This is a genomic window from Bradyrhizobium sp. 44, from assembly GCF_023073095.1.
Lineage (GTDB): Bacteria > Pseudomonadota > Alphaproteobacteria > Rhizobiales > Xanthobacteraceae > Bradyrhizobium.
The window spans coordinates 974453-1001437 of the sequence record NZ_JADPIY010000029.1; the positions used below are offsets into that span (position 1 = coordinate 974453).

A 26985-nucleotide genomic window follows, 5' to 3' on the forward strand; every position below is an offset into this window, starting at 1 on the left:
GAATGGCCGAGGCATCAGCATCGCGCCCTGCGTCGACCATCCTTCTGCTGCGCGACCGCACGAAGGTCGACGGCAAAAGCCGCGACGAAATTGAAGTCTTCATGATGGTCCGCCATCATCAGATCGAGTTCAATTCGGGCGCGCTGGTGTTTCCCGGCGGCAGCGTCGATGCCGGCGATCAGGAGATCGTCAAGCGCTCCGACCTGTATTCGGGCGGCGAGGACTTGAGCGAAGCGGACCGCGGTTTTCGGATCGCCGCGATCCGCGAGACCTTTGAGGAAAGCGGCATCCTGCTGGCGCGGTCGAAAGGATCGGGCACGCCGGTCGATGCCAGGCGCGCCGGCGAGATCGCCGATGCGCATCGCGTCGCGCTCAACGAGCACAAGGTCAGCTTCCTGAGCATTCTGGCCGACAACGGCCTCCAGCTCGCGCTCGATACGCTGGTGCCTTACGCGCACTGGATCACGCCCGAGGGGATGCCAAAACGTTTCGACACCTGGTTCTTCCTTGCGGCAGCACCTCCCGACCAACTCGGCGCACATGACGGCCGGGAGTCCACCGACTCGATCTGGGTCTCGCCGCGCGAGGCGGTGGAGGGCGGCGAGAGCGGCCGCTTCAAGCTGCCGTTCCCGACCACGCGCAATCTGATCCGGCTCGCCAAGCAGTCGAGCGTCAGCGCCGCACTCGAGCACGCCCGCGGCATGTCTGTCGTCACGGTGATGCCTGTCATGACCAAGACCGAAACCGGCCGTCAGCTCCGCATTCCCCGCGAGGCCGGCTATGACGGCGAAGTGTTCGAGGTCGGGGCCATCGGCTAGGACACTTCGACAGAAAGCGAAGTATCGGCGAGGGCAGGCGCGCTAGGTTCCGTCCCTGACAATGGGACGGAGCGCGCGACATGGACAACCGGCAGGACAATAACATTGTCGTCGAGCTGGCGCTGCTGCTCGCGCTGGCGACGCTCTGGGGCGGCTCCTACACCTTCATCAAGCTCGGCGTCGCCACCATTCCGCCGATCACGCTGATCGCGGCGCGCACCACGATTGCGGGCCTGCTGCTGCTCGCGATCATGTGGGCGCGGGGCATCAGGCTGCCGAATGATGCCGCGACCTGGCAACGCTTCGCCTTCCAGGCCGTGCTCAACAGCGTGATCCCCTGGACATTGATCGCCTGGGGCGAGCGCCACGTCGATGCCGCGCTTGCGACCATCCTCAACTCGGCAGGCCCGATCTTCACCTTCCTGCTCACGGCGGTCGTGACGCGTCACGAGGCGACGACACCGCGCAAGCTGGCCGGCGTCGTCGCCGGCATGGCCGGCATCCTGCTGATCGTCGGCGTCGATGTCTTCCATGATGTCGGAAGCGGCCTCCTCGCGGAGGCCGCCATCGTTGCCGCCACCATCTGCTACGCCTGCGCCGCCATCTTCGGTCGCGGCTTCAAGGGCCTCGATCCCATGGCGCCCGCGGCCGGCTCGCTGCTGGCCGGGGCGGCGGCGCTGATCCCGGCCTCGCTCATCCTCGAGCAGCCCTGGACGCTCTCGCCCTCGCTGAGTTCCGTGCTGGCGCTGCTCGCGCTGGCGACCTTCTCGACCGCCGCGGCCTTCGTGATCTATTTCCGCCTGATCCAGACCCTGGGCTCGGTCGGCACCACCGCGCAGGCCTATCTGCGCGTGCCGATCGGGGTTGCCATCAGCGTCGCCTTCCTCGGCGAGAGCCTGAGCCGGACCGCCTGGATCGGCCTTGCCTGCGTCGTCCTCGGCGTCGCCGCCATGACCATCCCGGCCCGCCGGCCGGCCGACGTCAAAACGTCATAAAGCCGGGGCGGAGGGGGTCCGGCACGGCTGCAATATTAAGGATATTCGGCGGCTAGACGCATGTTCCCCCGGGACCGCAATACGTCGTATATTGGAGCTCCAATAGCCGGGTCCTCACATCACCAATGTCCGCCGAATTGACGCCGACCCCTGAGAAAAAGCGAACATTCTCGCTCTCCATCGGCCAGCTCACCTTCGGCAGCTTCCTTCTGGTGCTGGCGGTGATCATCGTCACCTCGACCGCGAGCGTGATCGCGATCCGGCACATCGACACGACTTTTGCCGAGCTGCAGCGGCTCCAGAGCGTCGGCGACCTCGCCGAGGACATCGACCGCCGCATGAACGAGCTGCGGCTCGCCGCGCGCGACTTCGTCACCGATCCCGGCGCCGGCATCCAGTTCAAGCAGGTGGGCGAGGCGGCCTCGACGCTCAGTGACATCCTGAAGAAGACCCGGATCGAGCTCGTGCCCGAGCAGCAGGACATGATCGACGGGGTCAGCGAGCGGCTTGCGACCTATCGCAGCGGCCTGGAGCGGATCTCGACCTTGATCGACCGCCGCGCCCAGCTGCTCGCCGGCCTGCCGCCGCTCCGCGACCAGTTCGACGCGGCTGTCTCTGGCACGGGGGACCGAGAGCTGGCGTCCCGCCTGTCGGAAGCGCAGAGCCGGATCGCGCTCGGTTTGCTTGCGCGCAACCCGTCCGCGGCCGAGCAGGCGGCGCAGAGCATGCGGGCGATGGGAGTCGCTGATCCCAAGCTCAGATCGGCCGTCAACGACTACGCCGAGGCGATCATCGCGGTCGCTGTCCGTGAACGGCAGATCGCCGACATCGATCGCGAGGTGCTGGGAACGGAGGGCCGGCTGATCGGCCGCGTCACCGAATTGCTGCGCGAGGTCAGCGCCCGGCGCGGCCACGTGCTGTCGCGCGACTTCGCCCGCACGCTGACGGAGGCGCGCTGGCAGAGCATCGTGCTCGGTACCATCGGCGTGCTGATCGGCATTCTCGCGGCCGGCTTCGTGGTGCGGCGGACAGTCCGTCCGCTCGCCCAGATCGCGCGGTCGATCCGCGCGCTCGCAGCCGGCGAGAAGAACACCTCGATCCCGTCCGCGGACCTCGACAACGAGATCGGCGATATCGCACGCGCGGCCGAAGTGTTCCGCCGCGCGCTGGAGGAGGCCGACACGGCGCGCGAGGCGGCGGTGCGCGCACTGACCGAGCAGCGCCTCGCCGAAGAGAGCTACCGGAAACTGTTCGAGGGCTCGGTCGATGGCATCTATGTCACGACGCCTGCCGGCGACCTCCTCAACGCCAATCCGGCGTTGGCGCGGATGATGGGTTATGACAGTCCGCAGCAGCTGATCGACAGCATTAACGACATCGCCCACACCATCTATCTCAATCCCGAGGCGCGCGTCGAATATCAGCGGCTGATGGCCCGCGACGGCATGGTGCGCGAGTTCGAATACCAGGTGCGCCAGCGCGGCGGCGACATCCTGTGGCTGTCCGACAGTGCCACCGGCGTCCGCGACGAGGCGGGCAACATCGTTCGCTACGAGGGCACGCTGCGCGACATCACCGACCAGAAGCGCGCGGAAGACGCCATCGCCGAAGGCCGGCGCCTGCTCCAGCAGGTCATCGACACCGTGCCCGCGGTCATCAACGTCAAGGACCGCGACCTGCGCTACGTGCTGATGAACCGTTACATGGCCGGTATCTTCGGCATCGAGCCCGGCGATGCGCTCGGCCGCACCACGGCCGATCTGATGTCGCGCTACGGCGCGGCCAAGTCCGACGAGAGCGACAAGCGCGTGCTGACGCTGCGAAAAGGTCTCGGCTTCTACGAAGAGGAGTACATTGATTCGTCCGGCCACATGCGGCAATGGCTCGTCAACAAGCTGCCGCTGCTCGATGCCGAAGGCGAGATCGAGCGGATCGTCACCGTGGCGCTCGACATCGGCGAGCGCAAGCGCGGCGAGCAGGAGATGCGGAAAGCCAAGGAATCCGCCGAGACCGCGCTGCGCAATCTGCGCGAGACCCAGGCCTCGCTGATCGAGGCGGAGAAGCTGGCGGCGCTCGGACGCCTCGTCGCCGGCGTCGCGCACGAAGTCAACAATCCCGTCGGCATCAGCCTCACGGTCGCCTCCGCGCTGGAGCGCAAGACCGCGATGTTCACCGCCGAGGTCGAGCGCGGCGAGCTGCGCCGCTCTGCGCTAAACGACTTTCTCCACACCAGCCGCGATGCGTCCTCGCAGCTCGTCTCCAATCTCAATCGCGCCGCCGAGCTGATCCAGTCGTTCAAGCAGGTCGCCGCCGACCGCAACTATTCGGACCAGCGCAGCTTCGATCTGGGTGACCTCACCGAGCAGGTGGTGATGAGTCTGCGGCCGGGCCTTCGCAAGCACAATCTGACGCTCAATGTCGAGTGCCAGCCCGATCTGACCATGAACAGCTATCCCGGACCGTACGGCCAGGTGCTGACCAATCTGTTTCTCAACGCGGTGGCGCACGCCTTCCCGGACGGCCGGCCGGGGACCATCGACATCCAGGTGCGCGAGTCCGGCAAGGACAATGTCGAGATCATCTTCTCCGACAATGGCTGCGGCATGTCGCTCGATGTCCGCCGCCGTGCCTTCGATCCGTTCTTCACGACGCGGCGCGACCAGGGCGGCACCGGTCTCGGGCTGCACATCGTCTACAGCATCGTCACGAACAGGCTCGGCGGACGGCTCGATCTGGATTCCGAACCGGGCAACGGCACACGTATCCAGATCATCCTGCCGCGCGTGGCGCCGCTCGAGCAGGCCGCGGAATAGCTCACGCGTTTTCGAGCGAAGTGGATGCCGGCTTCGCGTGAAGAAAACGCGTCGAAACAACAATTGAGAGCTTCAGTTCTGATTCAATCAGAACCGAAGCTCTAGTCTGCCTCTGCAAGCTTGTGCAACGTCGCGCCGAAAATCTGGCTGGCCTTTCCGACCAACGCGGTGCCCGTCATGTCCCCGCGCGTCTCCGTGAACGTGCCGCTGACGCCGATGCCAACCGCGGCAGGTCCGCCGAACAGCGGATTGTCGTCACCCCGCGGCGAGGTGTGACGCTGGACCAGCACCTCGCCCTTGAAGGTGTTGTCCTTCACCGTGTAGCTGCCGGTGTAATAGAGGTAGGCATCGCCGCCAAGAATCTTGCCGTCGCGAAACAGAATCACGCCGCTGCCCTTGCCGACCCGACCATCGAGCAGGTTCACGTGAATCGAATAGAGGCCGTTCTTCATAAAGTCCCAAGGCCGGCCGCCATCGCCCATGGCGTAACCGGTAGTGCATTTATGCCAAAGGGCATGCAGCCACGCAACGCGGCAGTTTGGCTGCCGACCTTGCGAGCTTGCCCGTGAGCCGTAATTGTCCCGGCTTGTCTATGACACAGTCATGACGGTCTGATCATGAAGCGAGGCCAGTCGTTGCGAATCAAGTTGGCCCGCGAAATGCATAACCATTGTTGCACTGGCCGCGGGGTGCTGGAGCAAGACAAACGTGAGCAACTGGATCGATTCCGGCGGCGAGAAGCCGCGTCTGTACAGTGTGCGTCCCACGATTTGCGAAACACGACAACGGCGGATCGGCGGCGCGGCACGCGGGCGAACCGTGGCGAGCCTAGCATGCGTCCTGGCTCTGATCGCACTCGCGGCCCCCTTCAGCCACGCGCGCGACCGCGGCCAGTTCGTCAACACCAATGCCGAATTGAAGGCCTGGTTCGACGGACTGCGAAGCGGCAAGGGGCCTTGTTGCTCCGATGCCGACGGCTCGGCGCTCTCGGACACCGACTGGGACAGCAAGGACGGGCACTATCGGGTCCGCGTCCCGCGCTATGGCTACGTGATCGACGGCCGACCGCAGGAACTCGTCTGGGTCGAGGTGCCCGAGGAGGCCGTGATCTCGGAGCCGAACCGGGTGGGGCGCACCATGGTCTGGCCGATCTACGGCTACATGGGCGTCGCCGTCCGCTGCTTCATGCCCGGCAGCATGACTTGAGGCACGCCGGGCGGCAACGTCGCCCGGTGAGCCGATGCGGCGCGCGCCGTGTCAGGTATATTTCTTGTCGCGCTCGAGCAGCTCGATGGAGATGCCTTCGGGGCCGCGGATGAAGCAGATGCGCACGCCGGGGCGGATCGTGGTCGGTTCGCGCGTGAAAGTGACGCCCTTGGCCTTGAGCTCGGCGGCGACGGCGTCGATGTCCTTCACCGTGAGACCGAAATGGTCGAGGCCTTGATGCGGGTGCGGCGGCGGCGGGTTGACCGCATTGTCGCCCTCGAGCGGCGCAATGAAGATCCTTGCGCCGCCGAGATTCACGTCGATCCGTCCGGGCGCTTGCACGATCTCGCCACCGAGGATATCCCGCAGCCAGGCCGCCGTGGCCTCCGGATCGGGGCTGCGCAGATGGACGTGGTCCCAAGTGACGACTGGCATTTCGTGTTCTCCCGACGGATCTTGATGTTGCAGCGCATGTTAGCGGCCTCGGCCCGTGACCGCCACCGCTCTTGCCGACTCGGCAGCTGCTCGGGAACCTTAGTTCGCCTTCCCGATTAAGGTAAGCAGTGGCCGAATCCGTTGTCGAACGTGCTTCCGCCGCGATCGGTGAGGCGACCATGAACGCCGGGTTTGACCGCATCGGGTTAGGGCGTTTCGCCGGGACCGGCGAACGACTGGCGCGGGCGGTGACGATCGCGAGCGTTTCATTTGGGCGAGGCTTGCTGTGGCTGTTGGCGGCAATCATCGTCGGTTGCGGCATCTGGATGCTGCTCCCCCTCTCCAGAGGCAACAGTGCAGAGCCGGTGACGTCTGAGATGGCAGCGGTCGCGACGGCGCCTTCGGGCGATTCGGCCGCCGCGTCGCCGCCTTCCGAAGCTCCGATTCCGACAATGGCAGAACTCGGCCGGATCAGGATTTCATCTCAGACCTGGCGCCGCGGCGGCCTTGGCTCGAAGGCGCTGGTGACGCTCACGCTGCGCAACGACAACGACTATGCCGTAAAGGATGTCGAGATCGTCTGCGCTTTTGCGCGGCGCGATGGCAGTCATCTCACCGACCGCACCCGCGTTCTGGCGGATCCGGTCAGCATGAAGAGCCGCAAGACTTTTGCGCGCATTCCTGTCGGCTTCGTCAACGTGAATGCCGATCAGGCGAAGTGTTCGCTTGTGGCAGCACGCCGGACATAAGGCCGGCAGTGCCGGGTAGCGGAAAAGTTACAGTCCCGGGGGCTTGGCCGAAAAACTTGGCGTCGCCATTTGAACCGAACGGCTGGGCCAGGAACCAATTAAATGATCGCCTGTTAAGGCGGAGAGCCCACGCGGGGATGCGGCGGGCGGAGCGTGGCCAATGCCCATCTTTCGGTATTTCTTCTTTGTCGGTGGAGCCTTGCTCGCACTGCTGTTCGCGGCGAACTACGTTCTGCCGACTTCGCCTGTGACGCAGGCTATCGCAACCGCAAGCAACGAACAGCCGTTGATTCGGATCCGGTCCGATCGCCACCTCCCGGAGCGTGTCGTACTCGACACCAGTCAGCCGACGCTTGCCGCCCCTGCGGTGAAGATCGCCGCCGTCGCGGCTCCCCAGCCGCCCGTGGAGAGCATGTCACCCGCTTTGGCCGAGATATCAGCCAAGGCGCGGGTCCGCGAGACGTTCGCCCAATTCACGCCGGCCGCGAAGGCCGATACCGCTGCGGTCAAGAAGACCGAAGCCAGGACGCAAATTCAGCCGCAAGTTCAGGCGCAGGCCCAGCCCCCTCAGACCCCGGCGCAGCAGCCCAAGCGCAAGGTCGCCAGAACGCATCCGGTGCCGCAGCAAGGGCGGCCGATGATGGTGATGGCGCAGCAGCCGCATTTCGGCTTCTTCAACAGCACCTGGTGAGGGCGGGTCCGACCCGTCTCAAATCGGGGCGGGAAGGGCTTTTTATTGGCCGGCCTCTCTGCTAATTCGAACCCATCCGAATGTCGTCCGGCCTGCTGGCCCGCCAGCAGCGATCTGGGGCATCTCGGTTACGGCCCAATGTCGAGGCCGAGGCGCTCGTAGCTCAGCTGGATAGAGCATCGGATTTCGATTCCGAGGGTCGGGAGTTCGAATCTCTCCGAGCGCGCCAATTGTCAGGCCACAGTATTCGGATAGGGCGCGAGGCCGTGAGCCGCCTCTATTTGCCTTGGATCTTCAGCCCGTTGGGACCGACATTGATTTGTAGGCCATCGGGCTGCTTCGTCTGGTAGAGATTGTAGCCGAGCACGGCCGCCGTGATGACCAGAGCACCGATGATCAGAAACAATACGTTGCGGCTAATAGACATTTTCTTCCTGAACCACTTGGTTGACGGCGAGAAAAACCCCGCACGTAGGGCGCGCGGGGTGCTTCAGTGCGCTGCCAGCGCACCTCTCGGATAATGCAGTTCGAGGGAACTGGTTCCCTTGAGGCGCGCGCCGCACTGGAAAGACTGGAGCCGGGCCTGGTCAACCAGCCGTCGGACCGGCTTGCCGGCCCCGGGCCAGCGTGTCGGACGGCGCTTCGTGGAAGGTCGCACGGTAAGCTGCGGCAAACTCCCCCAAATGGTGAAAGCCTTGGGCGCGCGCGCATGTGGCGACGTTGGCGCCCCCGCCTTTGAGAAGGCGAGACCGCGTCGCCCACAATTTTTTCAAGCGAATGTATTGATGCAGGCTCATGCCGCGCACTTTGCTGACGGCGCCGCCGAGCGTCCGGATCGAGACGCCGAACTCGCCGGCGAGATCGGCGGTATAGATCGGAGCAGTCGGATGTGCCGCGACGTAATCGTCGATCCGCTGCACGAGTTTGATCGACCGCTCGCCCTGGACGGAGGCACTCCGGTCCGAGAGCGAATCGATGCGAAACAGATCGTCGAGCGCGAGCAGCAGGCCTTCCTGGAGATGGGCGGCGACCTCGGTCGTTTCGAACAGGGCCGGCTGCACCGACGCGGTTCGCAGAATGTCGAGCAGGAGCTGCCGTATGTGGAGCAAAGCGGGGCGGTTCGCGACATAGGCCCGCAAATCGTCCGCCTGATCGAACCAGCCCCGGTCGCTCAAGCCGGGTGAGAAGATGATCATCGCATGATGATTGGTCCGGCGCTCGACGAAATGGCATTCATCGCTGCCGCGGAGCGCGATGAAGAAACGCGCGTCCAGATGCATGCCCTTGGAATTGACCTGAAGGTCGTCCGTCATGGGCAGGATCACCATCCCCCCGGGCATCCGATAGGCGGCGTCGAGGATGCGCGCGAACGAGCGCATCATGACGATGCGGCAGCCGGGCAGGGAGACGACAGCGCGAGCCGCCGCGAAATTCCGGACGTCGAGCGGAATGCTTCTCGCATCCTCCATCGCCTCGATCGGCCGAAATGCATCGACGTCGGCAAAGCCGATCAATTGAAGCGCCGAGGATGGGGCGAGGGCGTCGAACAACATGCGTGCGGCCGGCTGCTGCAATATGACAATCAAATGAACGTCGGAACATCGCCATCAATGGCGAAACATCGCGCTTCAGTAAACCGGATTCCGGGCCGTAGTATTGCGGACATCATGGCATGAAGCCGGCGGATCGATGTCGTCGTCAGCGGTCTCGAGTCATCGGCTGGCCGGAGGCGAGGTCGATGAAATGCAGCCGCGTGCAGGCGGGACAGGCGAAGGAGGCAAAGCTCTGCGCCTCCTGTCTCTGTTGCTTCTCAAGATGTGTCTGCACGTTCATGCCCGTCTGGGGACATCGAAAAACGATCAAATCGACCATCGTCGGAGAATGACGGCGTAGCGGATTTCGTCTTTGATCTAGATCAGTTTTGGAATGACTCCAGACCAACATCCTTGATCTCGCAAAAGCGAAGGGGCCCCGGAGGGCCCCTTTAGAATTACCAGCGGCGATAGCGTGGTCCGTAATAGCGAGGCCCACCGTAAAAGCGCGGTGCATATCGGGGCCCGTAGTAGGGCCGCGGCGCGTAGTATCCATAGTAGTTCGGGCGCCAGAAACAGCGTCCCCAGGCGTCACAGACCATGCGGACCTGCTCGACGTCGGAAACCTGCGGCGTCGCAGGAGCGATGGGCATGGCGGACGCCGCCGATGATGCGACCAACGCACCCAGCAGGGTCGCAGCGACGAGGCCAATTCTAAGCTTCATGATGTCTTTCTCCGCTTACGCAATACAGGGATATCGAAGTTTGTTCTGATCAAATTGTGGCGGGGGCGAAATGTAATGCTGATGAACAGGTCTTCAGCCAGCCCGCCGCAGGCCTGACCTTTAGCTCCGCCAGACTATCCCAGGTTCGCGCTCTTGACCAATGCTGCGCTTGTGTTTGCGCCCCGCAGGACATCGCCGTCATCCTTGATCCCGCGCAATTCTCCGATGCGGCTTCGTCCCTAAGCTTGGCCTCGTGGCCAGCCTTTCGAGCAATTCGAAGAGCAAGCTCGCGAGGTCGCTTTGGAGCTGTGCAATGGACAAAATGAGAATCGACAAGGGTGACTGGCTGGTCGTGTGCGACGGGCGCAAGGCGCTCATTCTGGAAAACCTCGGCGACGAGATGTTTCCGAACCTCCACACCAGGGAGGTGCACGAGCAGCCCAATTCCTCGACCCGCGCGCAAGGGACCGACGCGTCGGGCAGGCTCCATGGCGCGGCCGGCAGCGCGCGCAGCTCGGTGGAGCAGACTGATTGGCACGACGAGGCCGAGCGCACCTTCCTGCGCAGCCTGGCCGGACGGCTCGATGCCGCCGTGAGCTCAGGCGAGACCTCGGCCTTGACCATGGTGGCCTCGCCGCGTGCGCTTGGGATGATCCGCGCCGACTATTCGGATGTGGTGCGCAAGGCACTCCAGGGCGAGGTCGGCAAGGACCTCGTCAAACTGCCGGTCTACGAAATCGAGAAGCAATTGCTGCTGTCGGGCGCCGCCAAATAGCGGCCCCCGCGACGCGCCTGCGCCCCTCAGTAGCAGGGGTGCCGGCGGCGGTCCTGGCCGACATAGGCGGCTGCGCTCTGGTAGCAATGGTTGGTCGACGGGCCGTCGTAAAAGGCGAACGTCCCGGGCGTGATGCCGGGCCCGTAATTGTGGAGATAGCTGATCGGGTAGGGCAGCGGGTTCGTGGTATAGCGGTGGTACCGGTGATGTCCCCGTGCCTCTGCGAGGCCAGGGGCAAGGATTGCGGCCGACAGGGCAGCAATCGCGGCTACAAGCTTCAACTTGCTCATCTCGAATCTCCGGAACCCGCACGAATAGGTCAGCCGTTTATAGCCAGTTCGGGCGGCCGGAACACCCGTCTGCAGCCCGGAAATCGGGGCCAATCCCGCAGATTCCCGGGTGGGTGTGACAGAATTGCCGGTTCTGTGGTCCGGACTTGCCCATTTTTGGCCTTTTCGAGATGCTTAACGAATTCCCCACACAAGTATGACCAAAGAGAATTCGGTTAAATATCCTGTTGCCGGCCCGAGGATCATCTTGGGGGTCCTTCGAGGCCGGTCCATTCCTGAAGGCTTTCGCCGTCACCTCGCCATGCGCATCACGCTTCTGAGCCTGCTGTTGCTCTCGGTCGTCGCCGCCACGCCGGCGCGGGCCGAGCTGCACATTACCCGCGACCACGGCGGCTATGTCGAGGAGTACAAGGCCAAGTACAAGCGCGTCCGCGAAAAGGGCGAGCGCGTCATTATCGACGGCATCTGCAATTCGGCCTGCACCCTGGTGCTCGGGATCGTGCCGATGAACAAGATCTGCGTGACGCCGCGCGCCAGCCTCGGCTTCCACCAAGCCTACTACGACAAGGCCTTCACCTTCGGCATCAAGGTCACCAGCGCGGAGGGGACGTCCGACCTGATGGCCTATTACCCCGACACGGTGAAGGACTGGATCCGCCGCAATGGCGGGCTCACCACCGACATGAAAAAGATCAAGAACGGCGTCGAGCTCTGGAAGATCATCGATCCCTGTCCGGACGAATGGTGAGCGGCTGAGCCGTCCGGTCCGTCGCAGCGCAGCATCGTCCGGACGAAATTGGCCGAAATTCGCATTGCCGCATTGGCCCCCGGTGGGGCAATGAGGCGGCAATGAATCATAATCAAGAAGCCCTGACCGCCCGCGCCGCGCCGATCCTGTTCGTCCTGCTCTGGAGCACGGGCTTCATCGGCACCAAATACGTCGTCAACAATGCCGATCCCTTGACCTACCTCGCCATCCGCATGGCGTTCGTGGTCGGTCTGATGGCGATCATCGTCGCGATTGCGCGACCGAAATGGCCGGACCGTATCGGTATCGCGCACAGCGCCGTCGCGGGCATTCTCGTCCATGGCTTCTATCTCGGCGGCACCGCAATCGCGATCGCGCACTCGATTCCGGCCGGGCTCTCCGCGCTCATTCCGGGCCTTCAGCCGATCCTGACCTCGACCATCGCCAACCGCTGGCTCGGGGAGAAGGTGACGCCGGTGCAATGGGCGGGGCTCGTCCTTGGCCTCGGCGGCGTCGTGCTGATCCTGCACGGCCGTCCCATGACCGGCGAAGCCGGGCTCGGCTGGCTCGCCTCCGTCGTTTCGCTGATCAGCATCACGCTCGGCACGCTCTATCAGCGCCGCTATTGCAACCACATCGACTGGCGCGCCGGCAATCTCGTGCAGTACGTCTCCGTCACGATCTTCTTCGCGATCGGTGCCTTCCTGTTCGAGGACCGCGTGGTGCACTGGACGCGCGAGTTCATGCTGGCGCTGGCCTGGCTCGCCGTGGCGCTCTCGATCGGGTCGATCGGGCTGCTGTACTGGCTGATCCGCCATGCCGCCGCCACTTCTGTTGCAAGCCTGTTCTATCTGGTGCCCGCCGTGACGGCGCTGATGGCTTATCTGCTGTTTGGAGAAAAGCTCGATGCGCTGGCGATCGCCGGCATGGTGATGTGCGCGGCTGCGGTGTTCGTGGTCAACCGACGCTTCTAGGACCGGCGGGCCGGGCCGCCGGAATACATCCCTGACGTGCGCGGCAAGATCGTGCTAGGGTCGGCGCATTTCAGTGGCCCTTTCACAGGTGATTTCCATGAAGAAGGCGAGACGCGCGTTGCTTGGCAGGTCCCTGAAGCCGGTCCGGATTGCCTGCATCAACTACGCGGAGCCGACGATCAGCGGCCGCAAGATGGCCAGGCTCACAGCGGCGCTCCAGAAATGCTACGACAAGCACTTCCTGCCGGTGTGGGGCTATCCGGTCGACCTCTATGTCAGCGAAAAGCCGAAGCCGGGCGAGTGGCAGCTGGTCTATTTTGACGAGGCCTCCCACAAGAACATGCTCGGCCGCCATGAGCTGACGCATCGCCGCCAGCCGATCTCAAAGATCTTCGTCAAGGCGCTGGGCGACGAGCCGGTCAGCGTGGCGGCCTCGCACGAGCTGTTCGAGATGGTGCTCGATCCCATGGCCAATCTCTGGGCCGACAAAAACCCGAACACCCAATACGCCTATGAGGTCTGTGACGCCGTGGAAGAGGACACCTTCTTCGTCGCCGGCTTCGAGATGTCGAACTTCGTCTATCCGTCCTGGTTCGAACCGTTCAAGCATCCCCGGGGCACCAAGTTCGACCACAAGGGAACGCTGAAAGAGCCGTTCTCGATGACCGAGGGCGGCTACGTCATCAAGAAGGTCAACGGCAGGAAGGTGATCAAGGCGTTCGGCTCGCCCGAGAAACGGCGGCGCTTCAACGCCGAGGACCGGCGCGGTCATCGCAGCGAATTCCGCGATCCGCAGGGCGAGCATCACCCGGGCCGGCGTGCAGCCAAGCGGCGAGGGTAGGGCATCGCTGGAGCCGTCTCCGGGCGCGTCCGCCCCCGGAGACCTCGGCGTTGGGATCAGCGCTTGGCCTTCTTGGCCTTCTTTTTCGACTTGGTCGCCTTCTTGGCAGTCTTCTTTGCCGTTTTCTTGGCGGCCTTCTTCGACGACTTCTTTGCAGCTTTCTTCGAAGCCTTCTTGGTGGCCTTCTTCGAAGTTTTCTTCGCAGCCTTCTTGGCTTTCTTCTTGGAAGCCTTCTTCGGCGCTACTTTCTTCGCAGCCTTCTTGGCGGCCTTCCTGACCTTCTTCACCGCAGTGACAGCTGCGTCCTTGGTCGCTTCCACGGCGGCGGTGATCGTGTCCATCGCAAGTTCGGTGATCGGCTTGTCGTCGTCCATAGTGTCCCCCACGGTTTGCATGGAGCGATGACGATAGCGCGTTTCATAATTGTGTCAAAGCAACGCTCAACCTTTGCGGATCTTGGCGTAGGCGGCGAGCGCGCGCTCTCGTCCCTTGGCATGATCGACGATCGGCTGCGGATAGGTCTTGCCGAGCGTGACGCCGGCGCTCGCAAGCTCGATCGGCGTGGCCTCCCAGGGCTTGTGGATCAACTTGGCCGGCACGTCCTTTAGCTCGGACACCCAGCGCCGGACATAGGCTCCATCCGGGTCGAATTTCTCGCCCTGGAGCACCGGATTGAACACGCGGAAATAGGGCGCCGCGTCGGCGCCGCAGCCGGCGACCCACTGCCAGTTGGCGGGATTGCTGCCGGCATCCGCATCGACCAGCGTGTCCCAGAACCAGCTTTCGCCGTCGCGCCAGTCGATCAGGAGGTGCTTGACCAGAAATGAGGCGACCACCATTCGCACCCGGTTGTGCATCACGCCGGTGTGCCAGAGCTCGCGTAGGCCGGCGTCAACGATGGGATAGCCGGTGCGTCCGCGCTGCCAGGCGGCGAGCGCCTTGGCGTCGGGCTTCCATGGGAAGCCGTCGAAATTCGCTTGCAGGTTTTTGGTGGCAAGGTTGGGGTGGTCGTGGAGCAGGTGCCGGCAGAACTCACGCCAGCCAAGCTCGCTCAGGAACTTGTCGACACCGGGTCCGATCGCAGGGTTCTCCGCCGCGGCGAACCGCGCGGCGTGCCAGACCTGGCGCGGGCTGAGTTCGCCGAACCTCAAATGCGGTGACAGATGTGAGGTGCCCTCGCGGTCCGGGCGGTCGCGATCGCCGACATAGCCTTGTGCAGTATGCTTGAGGAAATTGCGCAGGCGGGCGCGGGCGGAGGCTTCGCCGGGGGTCCATGTCTCGCGCAGGCCGCCGGCCCAATCGGGCTTGCGCGGCTCGAGCTTCCAGGCCTCCAGCGCGTCGCTGGCGATCGTCGGCGCAGGACGCAGCTCCTTCGGTGCCGGCAGGGGCTTCGGCGGATCGCCGAGCGCCAGCACGCGCCGCCAGAATGGTGTGAACACGCGCAGGGCGCGGCCTTCCTTGTTGCGGATCGCCGCGGGCGGAACGAGCAAGTCGCCCGGGAAACTTTGCGAGTCCACGCCGATCTTTGCCAGTGCCGCTTCGTGCTGCCGCTCGATCGCCTGATGCGGCGCCTGTGCGATCCCGTTCCAGTAGACTGAACGCGCTCCGCTCTCACGCGCCACCTCCGCGATCACCCTGGCCGCCGGCCCTTTGCGCAGGATCAACGATCCGCCGCGGGAGGCAATGTCGGCGCCGAGCGCCCGCAGCGACTGCGCCAGCCACCAGCGCGCCGCGGCGCCCGGCGCTCGCCCGGCCGCGTCGTCCAGCACATAGAGGCAGATCACCGGCGCCCCGGTCGTCGCAGCGGCCTTGGCGGCAGCGTGGAGGGCGGGGTGGTCGGACAGGCGGAGGTCGTCTCGAAACCAGACGATGATGGGCGGAGCACTTGGCGTGATCCTTGGCGCAGTTCTGGGCGTGGTCAGGGTGTCCTCGTTAACGATTTGGAAAGCATGTCGCGGGGTGGCGATTGGAACCGCCGTTAATGTGACCGTAAGCCGATTGCACGAATATGCAGGAATTACGGAGGTAATTTCATTCATGTACGGACGAGCAACGGCGAAGTTTCTGCCGCAATTCAAGCTTGGCACCAAGGCGCTCCTGTGCGCCGTGCTGCTGATCGCTATGAATACGGCGCTCGTGGTCGGCGCCGGCTATTGGTCGCTCAGCTCCGCTTTCAATGATCGCGCGCTCCGCGACATCGAGGTGAGTTTGCGCACGTTGGCTCTGGCCTTTGCCGAAATCGTTCCCGATGCGAAGATCACGATGCGGGATGGCGCGGTCGCGCGCGCCGAGATTCCCAAGATGCCGGACTTCAAGGATCACGCCATCGTCGATCGCGCGGTGTCCTATGTCGGCGGCAACGCGACCCTGTTCGTGTTCGACGATGCGAGCGGGCAGTTCGTGCGGCGCTCGACCAACGTGAAGAAGGAAAATGGCGACCGTGCCGTCGGGACCCAGCTTGCCGCCGATCACCCGGCGCAGGCGCTGCTGCGTCGTGGCGAGGCCTACAAGGGCCCGGCCACCCTGTTCGGCAAGTCCTTCATGACCGCCTATTTCCCGGTCGCCGACGCCAGCGGCAAGGTCGCCGGCATCCTCTATGTCGGCATCCCGATGGCCCAGTTCGAGAGCATGCTGGCCCAGACGATCGAAAGCATGGCGGCTGCCGCCGGCCTCGCCGCGTTGCTGGTGCTGGTCCTGACCTTGCTGGTCGTCCGCCGTGTCACCAAGCCGCTCACCTCGGTCACCCGCTCGCTGACGGCGCTCGCCGAAGGCCAGAGCGACGTCGAGATCGATTGCGAAAATCGCGCCGACGAGATCGGCGAGATCGCCCGCACGGTCGCGGTGTTCAGGAGCAATTCGCAGGAGCGGGCGCGGATGCGCAGCGAGCAGGCGGCGGCTTCGGCCGCAGCCGCCGAGCAGCGCAAATCCGAGTTGCGCAATTTCGTCGAGGAGTTCCGTGGCGGTGTCGGCGGCATTCTCGACAAGGTGCTGACATCGTCAGGGGAATTCGAGCGGACGGCGCGGCAGCTTACCGACACCGCGCGCTCCACCGCCGATCTGTCGGCGCGCTCGGCCGGAGCTTCCGAAAACGCCTCCGAGCACGTGCGTTCGGCGGCCTCGGCCTCGGACGAGCTGTCTCAATCGATCTCTGAAATCACCCGGCGGGTGCAGGAATCGAACGTCATTTCCGCCGAGGCCGTGCGGCAGGCCGAGGCGACCGATCAGCGCATCGCGCAGCTCTCCGAGGCAGGCGCGCGCATCGGCGATGTCGTCAAACTGATCACCTCGATCGCCGAGCAGACCAATCTGCTGGCGCTGAACGCGACCATCGAGGCCGCGCGCGCGGGCGATGCCGGCCGCGGCTTTGCGGTGGTGGCCCAGGAGGTCAAGACGCTCGCCGGCCAAACCGCCAAGGCGACCGACGAGATCTCGAACCAGATCGCCAGCATGCAGCTTGCGACCGAGGAATCGGTTGTCGCCATCAAGGCGATCAGCCAGACCATCGAGCGCATCAGCGGCATCGCGGGCTCGATCTCGGCGGCGGTCGAGCAGCAGAAGAGCGCGACCCAAAACATCGTCGCCAGCGTTCGCGCGGCGGTATCGGGCACGGCCGATGTCGCCGTCAACGTCCGTCAGGCCGCCGAGGGTGCGAACGAGACCGGTGAGACGTCCAGCCGGATGTTTGCCTCCGCCCAAGCGTTGTCGGGCGAGAGCCTGCATCTGAAGGCCGAGGTCGAGGGCTTTCTCGAACGCGTGCGCGCGGCGTAAGAGCTGACATCGTCATCCCGGGTGATGCTGACGCATCGCCCGGAATGACAGTTGGGTTATTTCGGCTGCGGCACGATCCGGATGTAGGGCTTCGGCTCCTTCCAGCCCTGCGGGTAGATCGTCTTGGCCTCGTCATTGGAGACCGAGCCCGCGATGATGACGTCGTCGCCCTGCGACCAGTCGGCCGGGGTCGCGACGCGATGCTTGGCGGTGAGCTGGAGCGAGTCGATGACGCGGAGGATCTCCTGGAAGTTCCGGCCCGTCGTCATCGGATAGACCAGCACCAGCTTGATCTTCTTGTCCGGCCCGATGATGAAGACGTTGCGGACGGTCTGGTTGTCAGCGGCGGTGCGGGTGAGGGGATCGCCCGAGATCGCGGCCGGCAGCATGCCGTACAGCTTGGAGACGTTGTAATCGGTGTCGCCGATCATCGGATAGTTCGGAGCCGCGCCTTGCGTCTCCTTGATGTCCTCCGACCATTTGGCGTGGCGATCGACCGGATCCACCGAGAGGCCCATCAGCTTGACGCCGCGCTTGTCGAATTCCGGCTTCAGCTTGGCGAGCGCGCCGAGTTCGGTTGTGCAAACCGGCGTGAAGTCCTTCGGGTGCGAGAACAGCAGCGCCCAGCTATTGCCGATCCAGTCGTGGAACTTGATCTTCCCTTCGGTGGTCTCGGCTTCGAAATCGGGGGCGGTGGCGCCGATCGGAAGTGTCATGGTTCTACCTCATGCTATTGAATTTACTTGAGAATTCATCTTTGACCGTCATGACCATTATAAGGTCTTCGCGATCCCAAGTGAACGCTAACTGAACCGCTTCAAGTAAAATGTGAATTCCTTCTTTGAAGGCCTGATTTCCTAGCACCTTTTTGTTACAGCGGCGCCTGCGGCGAAACATCTCCACCGGGGCTATACGGGCGTGATTGCCCCGAGAAAGCCTTTTATGACTTCCATCACCCTCGCCCGTCGCTTCCCAGAACCAAAATGGTCCTGACAGCGACCAATTGGCAACTATCTCGAAAAGTCGCGATCCCCGTACCGAATCATTAACCACCCCTTTACGCCGGCATGAAAATGCTGGCCGATCAGAAGAAATCTGGAAGTGAACTATGTCTGCCGCTGCGCATAAGTCTGTTGAGTCGCCGTCCCTCGAACCGTCCTGCCGCGATACCTCGGCCCATGCACTGACTATCGTGCGCGACGGCGTGATCACGGGCGAAGGCCCGACCACCAAGGGAAGGGTGCACTTCTCCCGCTCGCTCGATGCCGATGACACTGCCTGGTGCGTCCGCATTCTCACCGCCTCGGCCGTCAACGACCAGCCGGTCAGCCGTGCTGAAGCCGAAGCGCTGTTCGAGATCAACGAAGCTGCGACCGAGCGCACCGATGGCGGCCGGTTCGACGATTTGCTGGCCAAGGCGGTCGCCCATTATGCGGCGAGCGCCTCCGGCTTGAAGGTGCCGCCGCGTAGCCTCGCGCTGTCGGCCGAGTCCGATATCGAGGGGTGGGCGCCGTCCTATGCCTCCAAGGTCAACAGCGAAATGCTCGAGTGGATCGCCGGCCAGATGCGCGGCAAGCGCCAGAACAACCGTCGCCTGATGGCGATGGTGGCGACCTTCCTGGGCGCCACCGCGCTGCCTCTGGCGGGCCAATTGCCGAACGTGTTCGACATCGGCATGTAAAATTCTGCGCCTCTCACGAGGACGCATTTGAACGGCGGGGTTATTTCCCCGCCGTTTTTTGTTTGCCGGTGTCCAACTCGAGGCCGAGCGTGCGGCCCGGGAAACCGGCAGTGTCGAAATAGCGCTGGCTACCGACGCGCTGGAAGTTCAGCACGGTCTGAAGGCCGTTCTCTGACTTCTTCGACTTCTCGACCCCCTTGTACGCCTTCGGCACGATGCCGTTGGGCATGGCCTCCGATATCACGCGGCCGACGAGGCCGCCGTTCTGCGATGCGCGCAGGCCGAGGAGCTGGGCGGCCGTCATGCCGACGTCGGCATTGCTGACCGGGATATCGCTGACATAGCCGGTTTTGAAGTCCGGACCGATCGCGGCCATGAAGTTCATGGTGTCGCCGCGGCTGAAGCTGCCATGCATGCCCTGGCCCTGGCGCAGCACGGTGTCGGCGACGTGCACCGAGCAGTTGGTCGGCGCCTCGCCGCAATCGCTGGCATAGGAGCGGAAGTTGACGACGATCGCCGGCGTCGGCGTCGCCGCCTTGCCGCGCAGGTTGACGCTCGACAGCGGCAGCGTGCCGGGGAAGCGGCCGAGCGAGTCGTCGACGAACAGGCCGGAGACGTAATCCTGCTCGAGCAGCACCTTGACGGTCTTGGCCGCCAGCTTCTTGTCCTTGTTCGGCAAATAGATCAGGTCGGAGCCGCCATTGGTGGCGACGATGAGATCGGGCTTTTCCGGATCCTTGCCGAGCACGCCGTTGCCGGCCTTGGGGTGCTTGTTGCCCTCGACCTTGGCGTTCTTGTCGTTGGGATCGAACAGCGGCAGGTCGAGCGCCTTGGCAAGGTCGAGCGCCAGAAAGCCCATCGGCAAAAAGTCCTTCGGCGTGTCGTCATAGCTGACCTTGGCCGAGGGGCTGGTCTTGCTTTCCTTGGAGATGGTCGAGAAGCCGTGGTCGGCTTGGACCATGATGTTGGTGTTTGCGGCAAGGCCGAGCTCGTCCAGCGCCTTGCGGAGCTGGGCGAGATTGTTGTCGGCATTCTTGATGCCGGCCATCGAGGTCGGCCCGTTGATGCCGGGCATGATCTGGTTGAGGCTGTCGCCGGTGTTGTGCTGACTGCCGTCGGGGTCGCGCGACCAGAACACCAGCACGAACGGCTTGTTGCGCGCCTTGAACATCGGCAGCACGACCTTGGCCGCGACGTCGGCGAAATAGGCCTGCTGCGCAACGTTGGCCGCCGTGGTGCCGGGCGTCTTGGCATCGCCCGCCTTGGAGTTGTCGCCGCGCGGCGGCGTGGCGAGGGGCAGGCCTGCCTTGGTGAGAGCGGCCTTGATCTCGTCCGACAGCGCCACGCCGTTCTTGCCGCCTGTGGCGTCGTCGAACACGACCGAATGCAGGCCGGCCTTTTCGGGCTTGTCGGTGTGGTCGAACTGATAGGTCGGACCATGCTTGCCGAGCGCGGCGGTGCTGTAGCCCTTGTCGCGGGCCAGCTTCAGGATCGTGTCTTCGTTGAGATAGTCGCCCTTGAAATGCTCGTCGATGTCGCCGAGCACGGCGTCGTTCTCGATGAAGGGGACGACGGTGTCGCCGGCGGGCACCGAGGTGTAGTTGGTCCAGATCGTGTTGGAGAACACGCCGGTGTCGCCGAGATAATGGCCGGTCGACATCGCCGAGCCGTTGGCCATGGTGAAGGTCGGGAATAGCGAGTGCGAATTCTTGAAATTGACGCCCTTGTCGCGGATTTCGGCCATTGCCGGGGCGGTCTCGGGTGTTACCTTCAGCGCCCGCAGACCGTCCGGAATGAACAGGATCAGGTTGCGGGGCGTGTTGTTCTCTGCGGAGGCAGGTCCGGTCGAAAGTCCGGCGGACAACACTGTCAGTCCGGCTGACAGCAACACCAATGAACGGCGCATCAAAATCTCTCCCTGCGAGGCGGCTTGGCCGCCAACCGCGGCCCCCGGCTTCGTTTAGTTTCGCTGCATGACGGTTTTGTTACAAGAGCGGAGCGGCATGTAAAGAAGGGCAGGGACGGTCCCCGTGTCCCGGACGCGCTGCAGCGCACGGCCAAGAGGCGTTGCGCAGCGTCCGGGGCACGAGATAGGAATTTTGGCGGGCAGCTGCTTCAGCATTGTCATTGCGAGCGTAGCGAAGCAATCCAGAATCTTTCCGCGGCGGCAGACTGGATTGCTTCGCTGCGCTCGCAATGACGGAGTGAGTGGCTGGCAGCGTCGCGCTTCGATTCGCATCCGAGTGGCAGACACACCTTCGCCCTCTCGCGGCTTGTTTTGCCCGAGCTTTGCCTCGATGCCTCACCCTCAATTGAAAGAGGGCGCAGGGAAGACCGGGTGCCGGCTGGCACCCGCGGTCCACTGTGCGAGATTGTCGTAAAGATTGCACAGCGGCATACAGGTGAAGCCAAAACATCCGACCTTTCCCTGCGCAGTGGTTTTACGACTTATGTCGTGCTCTCCCCGGGGAGCGATGCACTATTGCCCCCGTCGCCTTGCGGATGGCTGATGCGCGGGCCCGGTTGAGCCACCACATCACCGCAACGCTTGGCGCACAGACCCCGGGCGCCAGGACCACACGATTTTGCCGTACGCCGATCACACCGGTCGTGTGCGCGAGGCCTTCACTCACGGTTACCCGCCCTGCGAAGCCGTTCGCGCCGATGTGACTAACGTCCACCGCCGTCCGGCCCGCGTTCGTGACGATCGCGATACGCCCCTCTTCCTTGGGCCGGAGTGAGAAATGTCTAACAAAAATCCGAATTCTAATAAAGAGAAATATTTTGCCACCGTTCCGTTGACCCCGGACTTGGGTGTTTCGTCTGAAACGACGCAAGGAATTGTGGCCGGAGCGTTCAATCCGGCGCCGTCGGCACCGGCGTATTCTGCGCGACCGCCTTGGTCGGCGCTGCCGTCGCCGAATTGCGGCCGCCATTGGCCAGGTTGCGGCGAAGCGATGGCGGCGCCGCCTGCAGGGCGAAGATGATCGCGATCTGGGTCCGGTTCTGGAGGCGGTATTTGCGCATGATGTTGCCGATATGCGCCCGCACCGTGTTCTCCGAGATCTTGAGCTCGTACGCGATGTTCTTGTTCTGCATCCCGCGTGCGATCAGCATCATCAGGTCCCGCTCGCGCGGTGTCGGCGTGATCGAATGTTTCGGATCCGGACTCATGACTGCTCCTCCGTGGCCTTTGGTCGATGCGAACACCCCAGCATGTTCTCACTCCGTCTTGAGTGCCTCGATCGGGCTGAGCTTGGATGCCTTGTGGGCGGGATAAAAACCGAAGATCAGGCCGGTCGCGATCGAGAAGGCGAGGGCAAGGCCGATCGCCTGGCCGTCGATCGAGGTGATCCATCCCGCCATGCGAGCGACCGTCATCGAGAGCGTGACGCCGGCACCGACGCCGATCGCGCCGCCGAGCAGGCAGAGCACGAGGGCCTCGCAGAGAAACTGAAGACGGATGTCCCGCATCCGCCCGCCAAGCGCGCGGCGGATTCCGATCTCACGCGTGCGCTCGGTAACCGACACGATCATGACGTTCATGATGCTGATGCCGCCAACGAGCAGCGAGACCGAGGCGATGGCGACGAGCAGGAGCGCAACGGTGCGGATCGCTCCCTGCTGCGCTTCCATGGCGGCGGCCGGATCCTGGACCTTGAAGTCGTCCTCCTGGCCGGCGGGAATACGGTGGCGCTGCCGCAGCAGGTTTTCGATCTCCGTTCGCGCGCCCGCCATCTTTCCGTCGGCGGCCACCTTGGCGATGATGTAGGCGACCGAATCCCGGTTGATGTTGCTTGCGCTGCCGAGGAAGCGCAACTTGGCCGTGGTGAGCGGCACGAAGGCGACGTCGTCCTGCGCTGGTCCCTTGCGATCGAGAACACCGACCACTTCGAGCGGCACCTTCATGATCCTGATCTGGGCGCCGATCGGGTCCTCGCCGGGCGCGAACAGCTCATGCGCCACCGTGCTGCCGAGGATCACGACCTTGCCGGCGCCTGCCTCCTCGCTTCCGGAAAAATAGCGCCCGGTCGCAAGCTGCCAGTCGCGCACCATGAAGTGCCCGGTCGTCGTCCCGTTGATGGTCGTGTTCCAGTTCTTGCTCTCGTGAATGATTTGGGCCGTTCCTGCAATCGAGCCGGCCGCAGCCTGGATCTCGGGGATCTGCTCGAGGATCGCCTGCACGTCACTCTCGGTCATGGTGAGCTTGCTGCCATCCTTGAGACGTACGCCGCCCTGGTAGACCGCGCCGGGGTTGATCATCAGCACGTTGGCGCCGATCGAGCGGATCTGCTCCTGGAGCCGAAGCTGCGCGCCGGACCCGATCGCAAACACGGTCACGATGGAGGCGACGCCGATCACGATGCCCAGCATGGTGAGGATGCTGCGCAACGGATTGAGGCGCAAGGCGTGCAACGCGATCTGGAAGCCCTGGAGCATCGTCATGGCGCAGCGCTTCGTTTCGGCAGGATCGGGACCAGCGTTTCGTCAGCGACGAGCTCGCCGTCATGCAGGCGGATCGTGCGCCGGCACTGGGTCGCGATGCCGGGATCATGCGTGATCATCACGATGGTCTGACCGGTGCGGTTGAGCGCGGCGAACAGGGCCAGTATCTCGGCGCCGGTACGGCTGTCGAGCGCGCCGGTCGGCTCGTCGGCGAGCACGATCAGCGGAGAGGCGATCAGGGCGCGCGCGATCGCGACGCGCTGCTGCTCGCCGCCCGAGAGCTGCCGCGGGAAGTGGTGGGCCCGGTGCACCATGCCGACGGCCTCCAGGCTCTGCTCGGCGCGGGCCAGACGTTCCTTGCGGCCGATGCCGCAATAGACCAGCGGCAGCGCGACGTTCTCGATCGCATTGTGGCGCGCGAGCAGATTGTAGGACTGGAATACGAAGCCGATGCTGCGGGCGCGCAGGGACGACCGGTGGTCTTCCGAGAGATCGGCAACGTCGGTTCCCTCGAGATAGAGCGCGCCCTCGCTCGGCAGGTCGAGCAGCCCTAGCATGTTCATCAGCGTCGATTTTCCCGAGCCGGACGGTCCCATCACCGCGACGATCTCGCCTCGCTCGATGTCGAAGCTGACGTTGCGCACCGCAGCCACCGCCACTCCGTCGGCGCGATAGGTCCTGGAGACCGACTGCAGGCTGATGAGGGGCGGGTGGGCCGTCATGATCCGAACCTGATGCCGAGAAACTCCATGCCGGCCGGCCGGATGGCCTGACCCACAGCGACCTGGCTGCCCTCGACGAGGTCTCCGCTCCTGAGCGCGACCTGTTCGGTGCCGGCCGCGCCGACGGTGACGGGAATGCGCCGGAGCGAGCCGCTTGCGGTGCGTGCCCACACCCCGCTGCGCGCCGCGGCATCCGGCTGCGTGCCGGAGGGCTGGAAGCGCAACGCGGCAAGCGGCACTTTCAGCACGTCGTCCTGCCGCTCGATCACGATCTTCACCAGGGCCGTCATGCCGGGCAGCAACGCGCCGTCGAGATTGGAGGTCGCCAGGACGACGGTGTAGGTCACGACGTGCTGCTGGTTCTGCGGTGCCTTGCGCACCTGCCGCACCACCGCCTCGAAGCGGCGGTCCGGGTAGGCATCCACCGTGAAATGGGCGCGCTGATCGGGCGCGACGCGCCCGATATCGGCTTCGTCGACCTGCGCGTGGATTTCCATGTCCTCCAGCCGGTGCGCGACCACGAACGTGGTCCGCGATTCCAGTCCGACCGCGAGCGTCTGGCCCTCGTTGACGAACCTGCCGACGACGACGCCATCGATCGGCGAGCGGATCACGGTGCGGTCGAGATCGGCCTGGGCCGCAGCGAGAACGGCCGCCTTCTCCGGCACGGCCATTCGTGCCTGCTGCAATTCCGCCTCGATCCGGCGGATATCGGCCTGCGCGCCGTCGACTGAGTAGGCGTTCAGGGACATGAGGACTTCGGCTTCGCGCTCTTGGGCAAGCCTCGCGGTGAACTCCGTCTGGGCGTCATCCACCGCCGTTATCGCCACGACGTTTTGTGACTGTAGAGCCAGCTTGCGCTGCAAGGTCTTCTGCGCCGACGCCTTGACCGCCTGCGCGCTGTCGAGCTTAGCCACGAGGACGTCTCTGCTGCCTCTGGCATTTTGCAGATCGATCCTGGCGCGGTCGAGCTTGGCCCGCTCGATGTCGACGAAGGAGTTCGCCACCGCCACCGCCGCCCTGGCTTCATCGACCTTGGCCGCAAAGCTGCGCGGATCGATCAGGGCGAGCGGTTGATCCTTGCTGACAGTGTCGTTGAAATCGACATAGACCCGGGCGAGCTGCCCGGATAACTGGGAACCCACCTCGATCGTCTTGACCGGCTGCAGGGCGCCGGTGACGGTGATGGTCTGCTCGATGCTGCCGCGCTGGATTGAGGCATAGCGGAACACGGGGGCGTCCGATCCGAAGCTTCGTGCTTCGGGCCCGACAGGTTTGAGCAGCCGTTGGGTCGATTCGTAGGCGCGGGCCGCTTTCTCCGTCGCGGCCCCGGCCACGTCGCCGATGACGGCCGGCCCCGCGGCGTAGACCGTGACGAGGCCACATGCAGTTCCGAGCAAGGCAATAACTGGCACAAATCGCATATCAAAACCCCGCCTCTTGAAATGGCATCGTTGGCGGCACGGACAAAGATCGCGCTATGGTTGTAAATCTCAGAAAACGCAGTCGATCGTCAGTGTGTCGCCGCTGCCGGGGCGACGGTCGGGCGCGCTTGATGATCCAGAAGTAAAGTCTGCGGGGTGCTATCTTTCGTGACTTGCCGGAAATGCATACGGAGCGTATCGATATGACGCGCGCGGTATCGAACTCGACAAGCTGACTGAACGTCCCGTCTGCTCTGGCCGAAGCGGCCAGCGCCCGGCGTTCAAGTCGGCACGTGGGTGGCGACGCCATGACGCAGTCGGCGATACCGAAGTTCCGACGCCAGATCGTCGCATTGTCGATATCGCGCATCGCCATGATGCCGCAGGTCGCCAGGGCGAATCCCCCCAATCACGAAACCCGATATGTGAACGCCTTCACTCGTCTTGAACGGGTGTTGGCCCTAAGACGTCGAAGCGGCGGACCGGAGCGACTCGCTCGATCCCCGCGAATTCATCCAAGCACCTTGATCTCGCTTGCAAGAAGAATGGATGGCTCGTTGCTTGTTCATCGAGTCCCAAGCCGGGGAGCCCGTTGCCATGAGTTCAGGTCAAGCTACAGTTTATGTCATTGACGACGAGATCCAGATTCGAACCGCGATAGGAAGTCTCTGCGAGGAGACCGGGCATCAGGTAAAATTGTTTGCATCGACCGACGAGTTTCTCGGGGAGATTATTTCCGGCGGGCCTTCATGCCTCGTGCTCGACGTCCGCTTTCCCGGCACCGCGCCGACCGGCCTCGAGCTTCAGCGCCGGCTCGCCGAGACGGGCGTGCTGATCCCGATCGTCTTCATCAGTGGCCATTCCGACGTCCGCGTCTCGGTCGAGGCGATGAAGCGCGGCGCAGTCGAGTTTCTTCCAAAACCCTTTCGCGAGCAGGAGATCCTCGACGCGATCAGGCACGGCATCGAGCGCGACCGCAGGCGGCTCGAACGCGAAGATAGCGTGCGCGAAGCGCGCCAGCGCGTCGAGACGCTGACGGCGAGGGAGCGCGAGATCATGCTGTTGATGGCCGAAGGTCTCGTTGCCAAGCAGATCGCCGCGAGACTCGGCGTGAGCGAAGTGACGGCCAAGGTCCATCGCACCAGGATGATGCGAAAGCTGGAGCTTCGTTCGCCGATCGAGGTGGTGCGGTTGGTCGACAGCATGGGACGCGAAGACGAGACAACACGAACCGGCACGGGACAACCGTACAGCTAGTGCGCGGACACCTAAGGCGCCGCGCAACGTCTAGTCCGTACCGATTAGCATGAACTGCAGTCTGTCGCACGCAGCACGATCGGTTCAAAGTCTGT

General features: G+C 64.0%; 27 protein-coding genes and 1 tRNA gene. 14 read left to right on the forward strand and 14 right to left on the reverse strand.

Features of this window, described 5'->3' with window-relative positions:
* Window positions 1–2 precede the first annotated feature (2 nt).
* From IVB41_RS30560 to IVB41_RS30570, 3 genes are all read left to right on the forward strand, one after another.
* Window positions 3–818 (forward strand): NUDIX hydrolase, encoded by an 816-nt coding sequence (locus tag IVB41_RS30560; RefSeq protein ID WP_247437924.1) that lies wholly within the window; start codon window positions 3–5, stop codon window positions 816–818.
* An 80-nt stretch (window positions 819–898) separates the two neighbouring features.
* Window positions 899–1813, forward strand: coding sequence for a DMT family transporter (locus IVB41_RS30565; protein ID WP_247437926.1), 915 nt, complete (start codon window positions 899–901; stop codon window positions 1811–1813).
* A gap of 125 nt (window positions 1814–1938) precedes the next feature.
* The gene (locus IVB41_RS30570; RefSeq protein ID WP_247286989.1) at window positions 1939–4626 is read left to right on the forward strand and encodes a PAS domain S-box protein; all 2688 of its coding nucleotides are present in this window, start codon (window positions 1939–1941) and stop codon (window positions 4624–4626) included.
* 101 nt (window positions 4627–4727) lie between these two features.
* Here the strand turns inward: IVB41_RS30570 and IVB41_RS30575 are convergent, their stop codons facing one another.
* Window positions 4728–5078, reverse strand: coding sequence for a GrlR family regulatory protein (locus IVB41_RS30575; RefSeq protein WP_007603093.1), 351 nt, complete (start codon window positions 5076–5078; stop codon window positions 4728–4730).
* A 256-nt stretch (window positions 5079–5334) separates the two neighbouring features.
* On the opposite strand from IVB41_RS30575, the gene IVB41_RS30580 reads away from it, so the two are divergent.
* On the forward strand, window positions 5335–5832 hold the full coding sequence (locus IVB41_RS30580; RefSeq protein WP_247437928.1) for a hypothetical protein: 498 nt from the start codon (window positions 5335–5337) through the stop codon (window positions 5830–5832).
* 51 nt (window positions 5833–5883) lie between these two features.
* Here the strand turns inward: IVB41_RS30580 and IVB41_RS30585 are convergent, their stop codons facing one another.
* Window positions 5884–6267, reverse strand: a complete 384-nt coding sequence (locus IVB41_RS30585; protein ID WP_018455287.1) for a VOC family protein — start codon at window positions 6265–6267, stop codon at window positions 5884–5886.
* 179 nt (window positions 6268–6446) lie between these two features.
* Here IVB41_RS30585 and IVB41_RS30590 point away from each other — a divergent pair, with 179 nt between their 5' ends.
* The 3 genes from IVB41_RS30590 to IVB41_RS30600 all read left to right on the forward strand — a co-directional run bounded on the left by IVB41_RS30590 (window position 6447) and on the right by IVB41_RS30600 (window position 7936).
* A complete protein-coding gene (locus IVB41_RS30590) occupies window positions 6447–7016 on the forward strand; it encodes a hypothetical protein (protein WP_247438249.1) in 570 nt (189 codons plus the stop codon).
* A gap of 160 nt (window positions 7017–7176) precedes the next feature.
* The gene (locus IVB41_RS30595) at window positions 7177–7707 is read left to right on the forward strand and encodes a hypothetical protein (protein ID WP_247437930.1); all 531 of its coding nucleotides are present in this window, start codon (window positions 7177–7179) and stop codon (window positions 7705–7707) included.
* Window positions 7708–7859: 152 nt separating this feature from the next.
* Window positions 7860–7936 (forward strand) — tRNA-Arg (locus IVB41_RS30600).
* A 48-nt stretch (window positions 7937–7984) separates the two neighbouring features.
* Here IVB41_RS30600 and IVB41_RS30605 read toward each other — a convergent pair.
* The 3 genes from IVB41_RS30605 to IVB41_RS30615 form a co-directional block, all read right to left on the reverse strand.
* Window positions 7985–8134 carry a hypothetical protein gene (locus IVB41_RS30605; protein ID WP_197031134.1) on the reverse strand — a complete coding sequence of 50 codons (150 nt, stop codon included), beginning with the start codon at window positions 8132–8134 and terminating at the stop codon, window positions 7985–7987.
* 160 nt (window positions 8135–8294) lie between these two features.
* On the reverse strand, window positions 8295–9260 hold the full coding sequence (locus IVB41_RS30610; RefSeq protein ID WP_247437932.1) for a helix-turn-helix domain-containing protein: 966 nt from the start codon (window positions 9258–9260) through the stop codon (window positions 8295–8297).
* A gap of 437 nt (window positions 9261–9697) precedes the next feature.
* Window positions 9698–9964, reverse strand: a complete 267-nt coding sequence (locus IVB41_RS30615; RefSeq protein WP_247437935.1) for a hypothetical protein — start codon at window positions 9962–9964, stop codon at window positions 9698–9700.
* A gap of 313 nt (window positions 9965–10277) precedes the next feature.
* On the opposite strand from IVB41_RS30615, the gene IVB41_RS30620 reads away from it, so the two are divergent.
* Window positions 10278–10739, forward strand: a complete 462-nt coding sequence (locus tag IVB41_RS30620; protein WP_247437937.1) for a host attachment protein — start codon at window positions 10278–10280, stop codon at window positions 10737–10739.
* Window positions 10740–10765: 26 nt separating this feature from the next.
* Here IVB41_RS30620 and IVB41_RS30625 read toward each other — a convergent pair whose 3' ends face one another.
* Window positions 10766–11029, reverse strand: a complete 264-nt coding sequence (locus IVB41_RS30625) for a hypothetical protein (RefSeq protein ID WP_247286983.1) — start codon at window positions 11027–11029, stop codon at window positions 10766–10768.
* 301 nt (window positions 11030–11330) lie between these two features.
* Between IVB41_RS30625 and IVB41_RS30630 the strand changes: the two genes are divergently transcribed.
* The 3 genes from IVB41_RS30630 to IVB41_RS30640 all read left to right on the forward strand — a co-directional run bounded on the left by IVB41_RS30630 (window position 11331) and on the right by IVB41_RS30640 (window position 13592).
* Entirely contained in the window at window positions 11331–11777 is a 447-nt protein-coding gene (locus IVB41_RS30630; protein WP_007603109.1) for a hypothetical protein, read from the forward strand.
* Between the two features lie 101 nt (window positions 11778–11878).
* Window positions 11879–12751, forward strand: coding sequence for a DMT family transporter (locus IVB41_RS30635; protein WP_247361829.1), 873 nt, complete (start codon window positions 11879–11881; stop codon window positions 12749–12751).
* Window positions 12752–12848: 97 nt separating this feature from the next.
* The gene (locus IVB41_RS30640; protein ID WP_247361827.1) at window positions 12849–13592 is read left to right on the forward strand and encodes a hypothetical protein; all 744 of its coding nucleotides are present in this window, start codon (window positions 12849–12851) and stop codon (window positions 13590–13592) included.
* A gap of 56 nt (window positions 13593–13648) precedes the next feature.
* Here the strand turns inward: IVB41_RS30640 and IVB41_RS30645 are convergent, their stop codons facing one another.
* Window positions 13649–13966 carry a hypothetical protein gene (locus IVB41_RS30645; protein ID WP_247437938.1) on the reverse strand — a complete coding sequence of 106 codons (318 nt, stop codon included), beginning with the start codon at window positions 13964–13966 and terminating at the stop codon, window positions 13649–13651.
* Window positions 13967–14032: 66 nt separating this feature from the next.
* Window positions 14033–15436 carry a deoxyribodipyrimidine photo-lyase gene (locus IVB41_RS30650; protein ID WP_247438251.1) on the reverse strand — a complete coding sequence of 468 codons (1404 nt, stop codon included), beginning with the start codon at window positions 15434–15436 and terminating at the stop codon, window positions 14033–14035.
* 193 nt (window positions 15437–15629) lie between these two features.
* Between IVB41_RS30650 and IVB41_RS30655 the strand changes: the two genes are divergently transcribed.
* On the forward strand, window positions 15630–17360 hold the full coding sequence (locus IVB41_RS30655) for a methyl-accepting chemotaxis protein (protein WP_027567441.1): 1731 nt from the start codon (window positions 15630–15632) through the stop codon (window positions 17358–17360).
* Between the two features lie 56 nt (window positions 17361–17416).
* Here the strand turns inward: IVB41_RS30655 and IVB41_RS30660 are convergent, their stop codons facing one another.
* Window positions 17417–18076: a peroxiredoxin gene (locus IVB41_RS30660; RefSeq protein WP_007603114.1), complete on the reverse strand. Its 660-nt coding sequence runs from the start codon at window positions 18074–18076 to the stop codon at window positions 17417–17419.
* Window positions 18077–18468: 392 nt separating this feature from the next.
* Between IVB41_RS30660 and IVB41_RS30665 the strand changes: the two genes are divergently transcribed.
* Window positions 18469–19041, forward strand: coding sequence for a hypothetical protein (locus IVB41_RS30665; protein WP_027567439.1), 573 nt, complete (start codon window positions 18469–18471; stop codon window positions 19039–19041).
* A 40-nt stretch (window positions 19042–19081) separates the two neighbouring features.
* Here the strand turns inward: IVB41_RS30665 and IVB41_RS30670 are convergent, their stop codons facing one another.
* The 5 genes from IVB41_RS30670 to IVB41_RS30690 all read right to left on the reverse strand — a co-directional run bounded on the left by IVB41_RS30670 (window position 19082) and on the right by IVB41_RS30690 (window position 25633).
* On the reverse strand, window positions 19082–20947 hold the full coding sequence (locus IVB41_RS30670) for an alkaline phosphatase family protein (RefSeq protein WP_247437941.1): 1866 nt from the start codon (window positions 20945–20947) through the stop codon (window positions 19082–19084).
* A 950-nt stretch (window positions 20948–21897) separates the two neighbouring features.
* Window positions 21898–22215: a response regulator transcription factor gene (locus IVB41_RS30675; protein ID WP_247437942.1), complete on the reverse strand. Its 318-nt coding sequence runs from the start codon at window positions 22213–22215 to the stop codon at window positions 21898–21900.
* Between the two features lie 48 nt (window positions 22216–22263).
* Window positions 22264–23487 (reverse strand): ABC transporter permease, encoded by a 1224-nt coding sequence (locus tag IVB41_RS30680; protein ID WP_247437949.1) that lies wholly within the window; start codon window positions 23485–23487, stop codon window positions 22264–22266.
* A complete protein-coding gene (locus IVB41_RS30685; RefSeq protein WP_247437951.1) occupies window positions 23484–24209 on the reverse strand; it encodes an ABC transporter ATP-binding protein in 726 nt (241 codons plus the stop codon). Before IVB41_RS30685 ends, IVB41_RS30680 begins: the two co-directional genes overlap by 4 nt.
* Window positions 24206–25633 (reverse strand): efflux RND transporter periplasmic adaptor subunit, encoded by a 1428-nt coding sequence (locus IVB41_RS30690; protein WP_247437953.1) that lies wholly within the window; start codon window positions 25631–25633, stop codon window positions 24206–24208. Before IVB41_RS30690 ends, IVB41_RS30685 begins: the two co-directional genes overlap by 4 nt.
* 597 nt (window positions 25634–26230) lie before the next feature.
* On the opposite strand from IVB41_RS30690, the gene IVB41_RS30695 reads away from it, so the two are divergent.
* On the forward strand, window positions 26231–26890 hold the full coding sequence (locus IVB41_RS30695; RefSeq protein ID WP_027567434.1) for a response regulator transcription factor: 660 nt from the start codon (window positions 26231–26233) through the stop codon (window positions 26888–26890).
* Window positions 26891–26985: the final 95 nt, after the last annotated feature.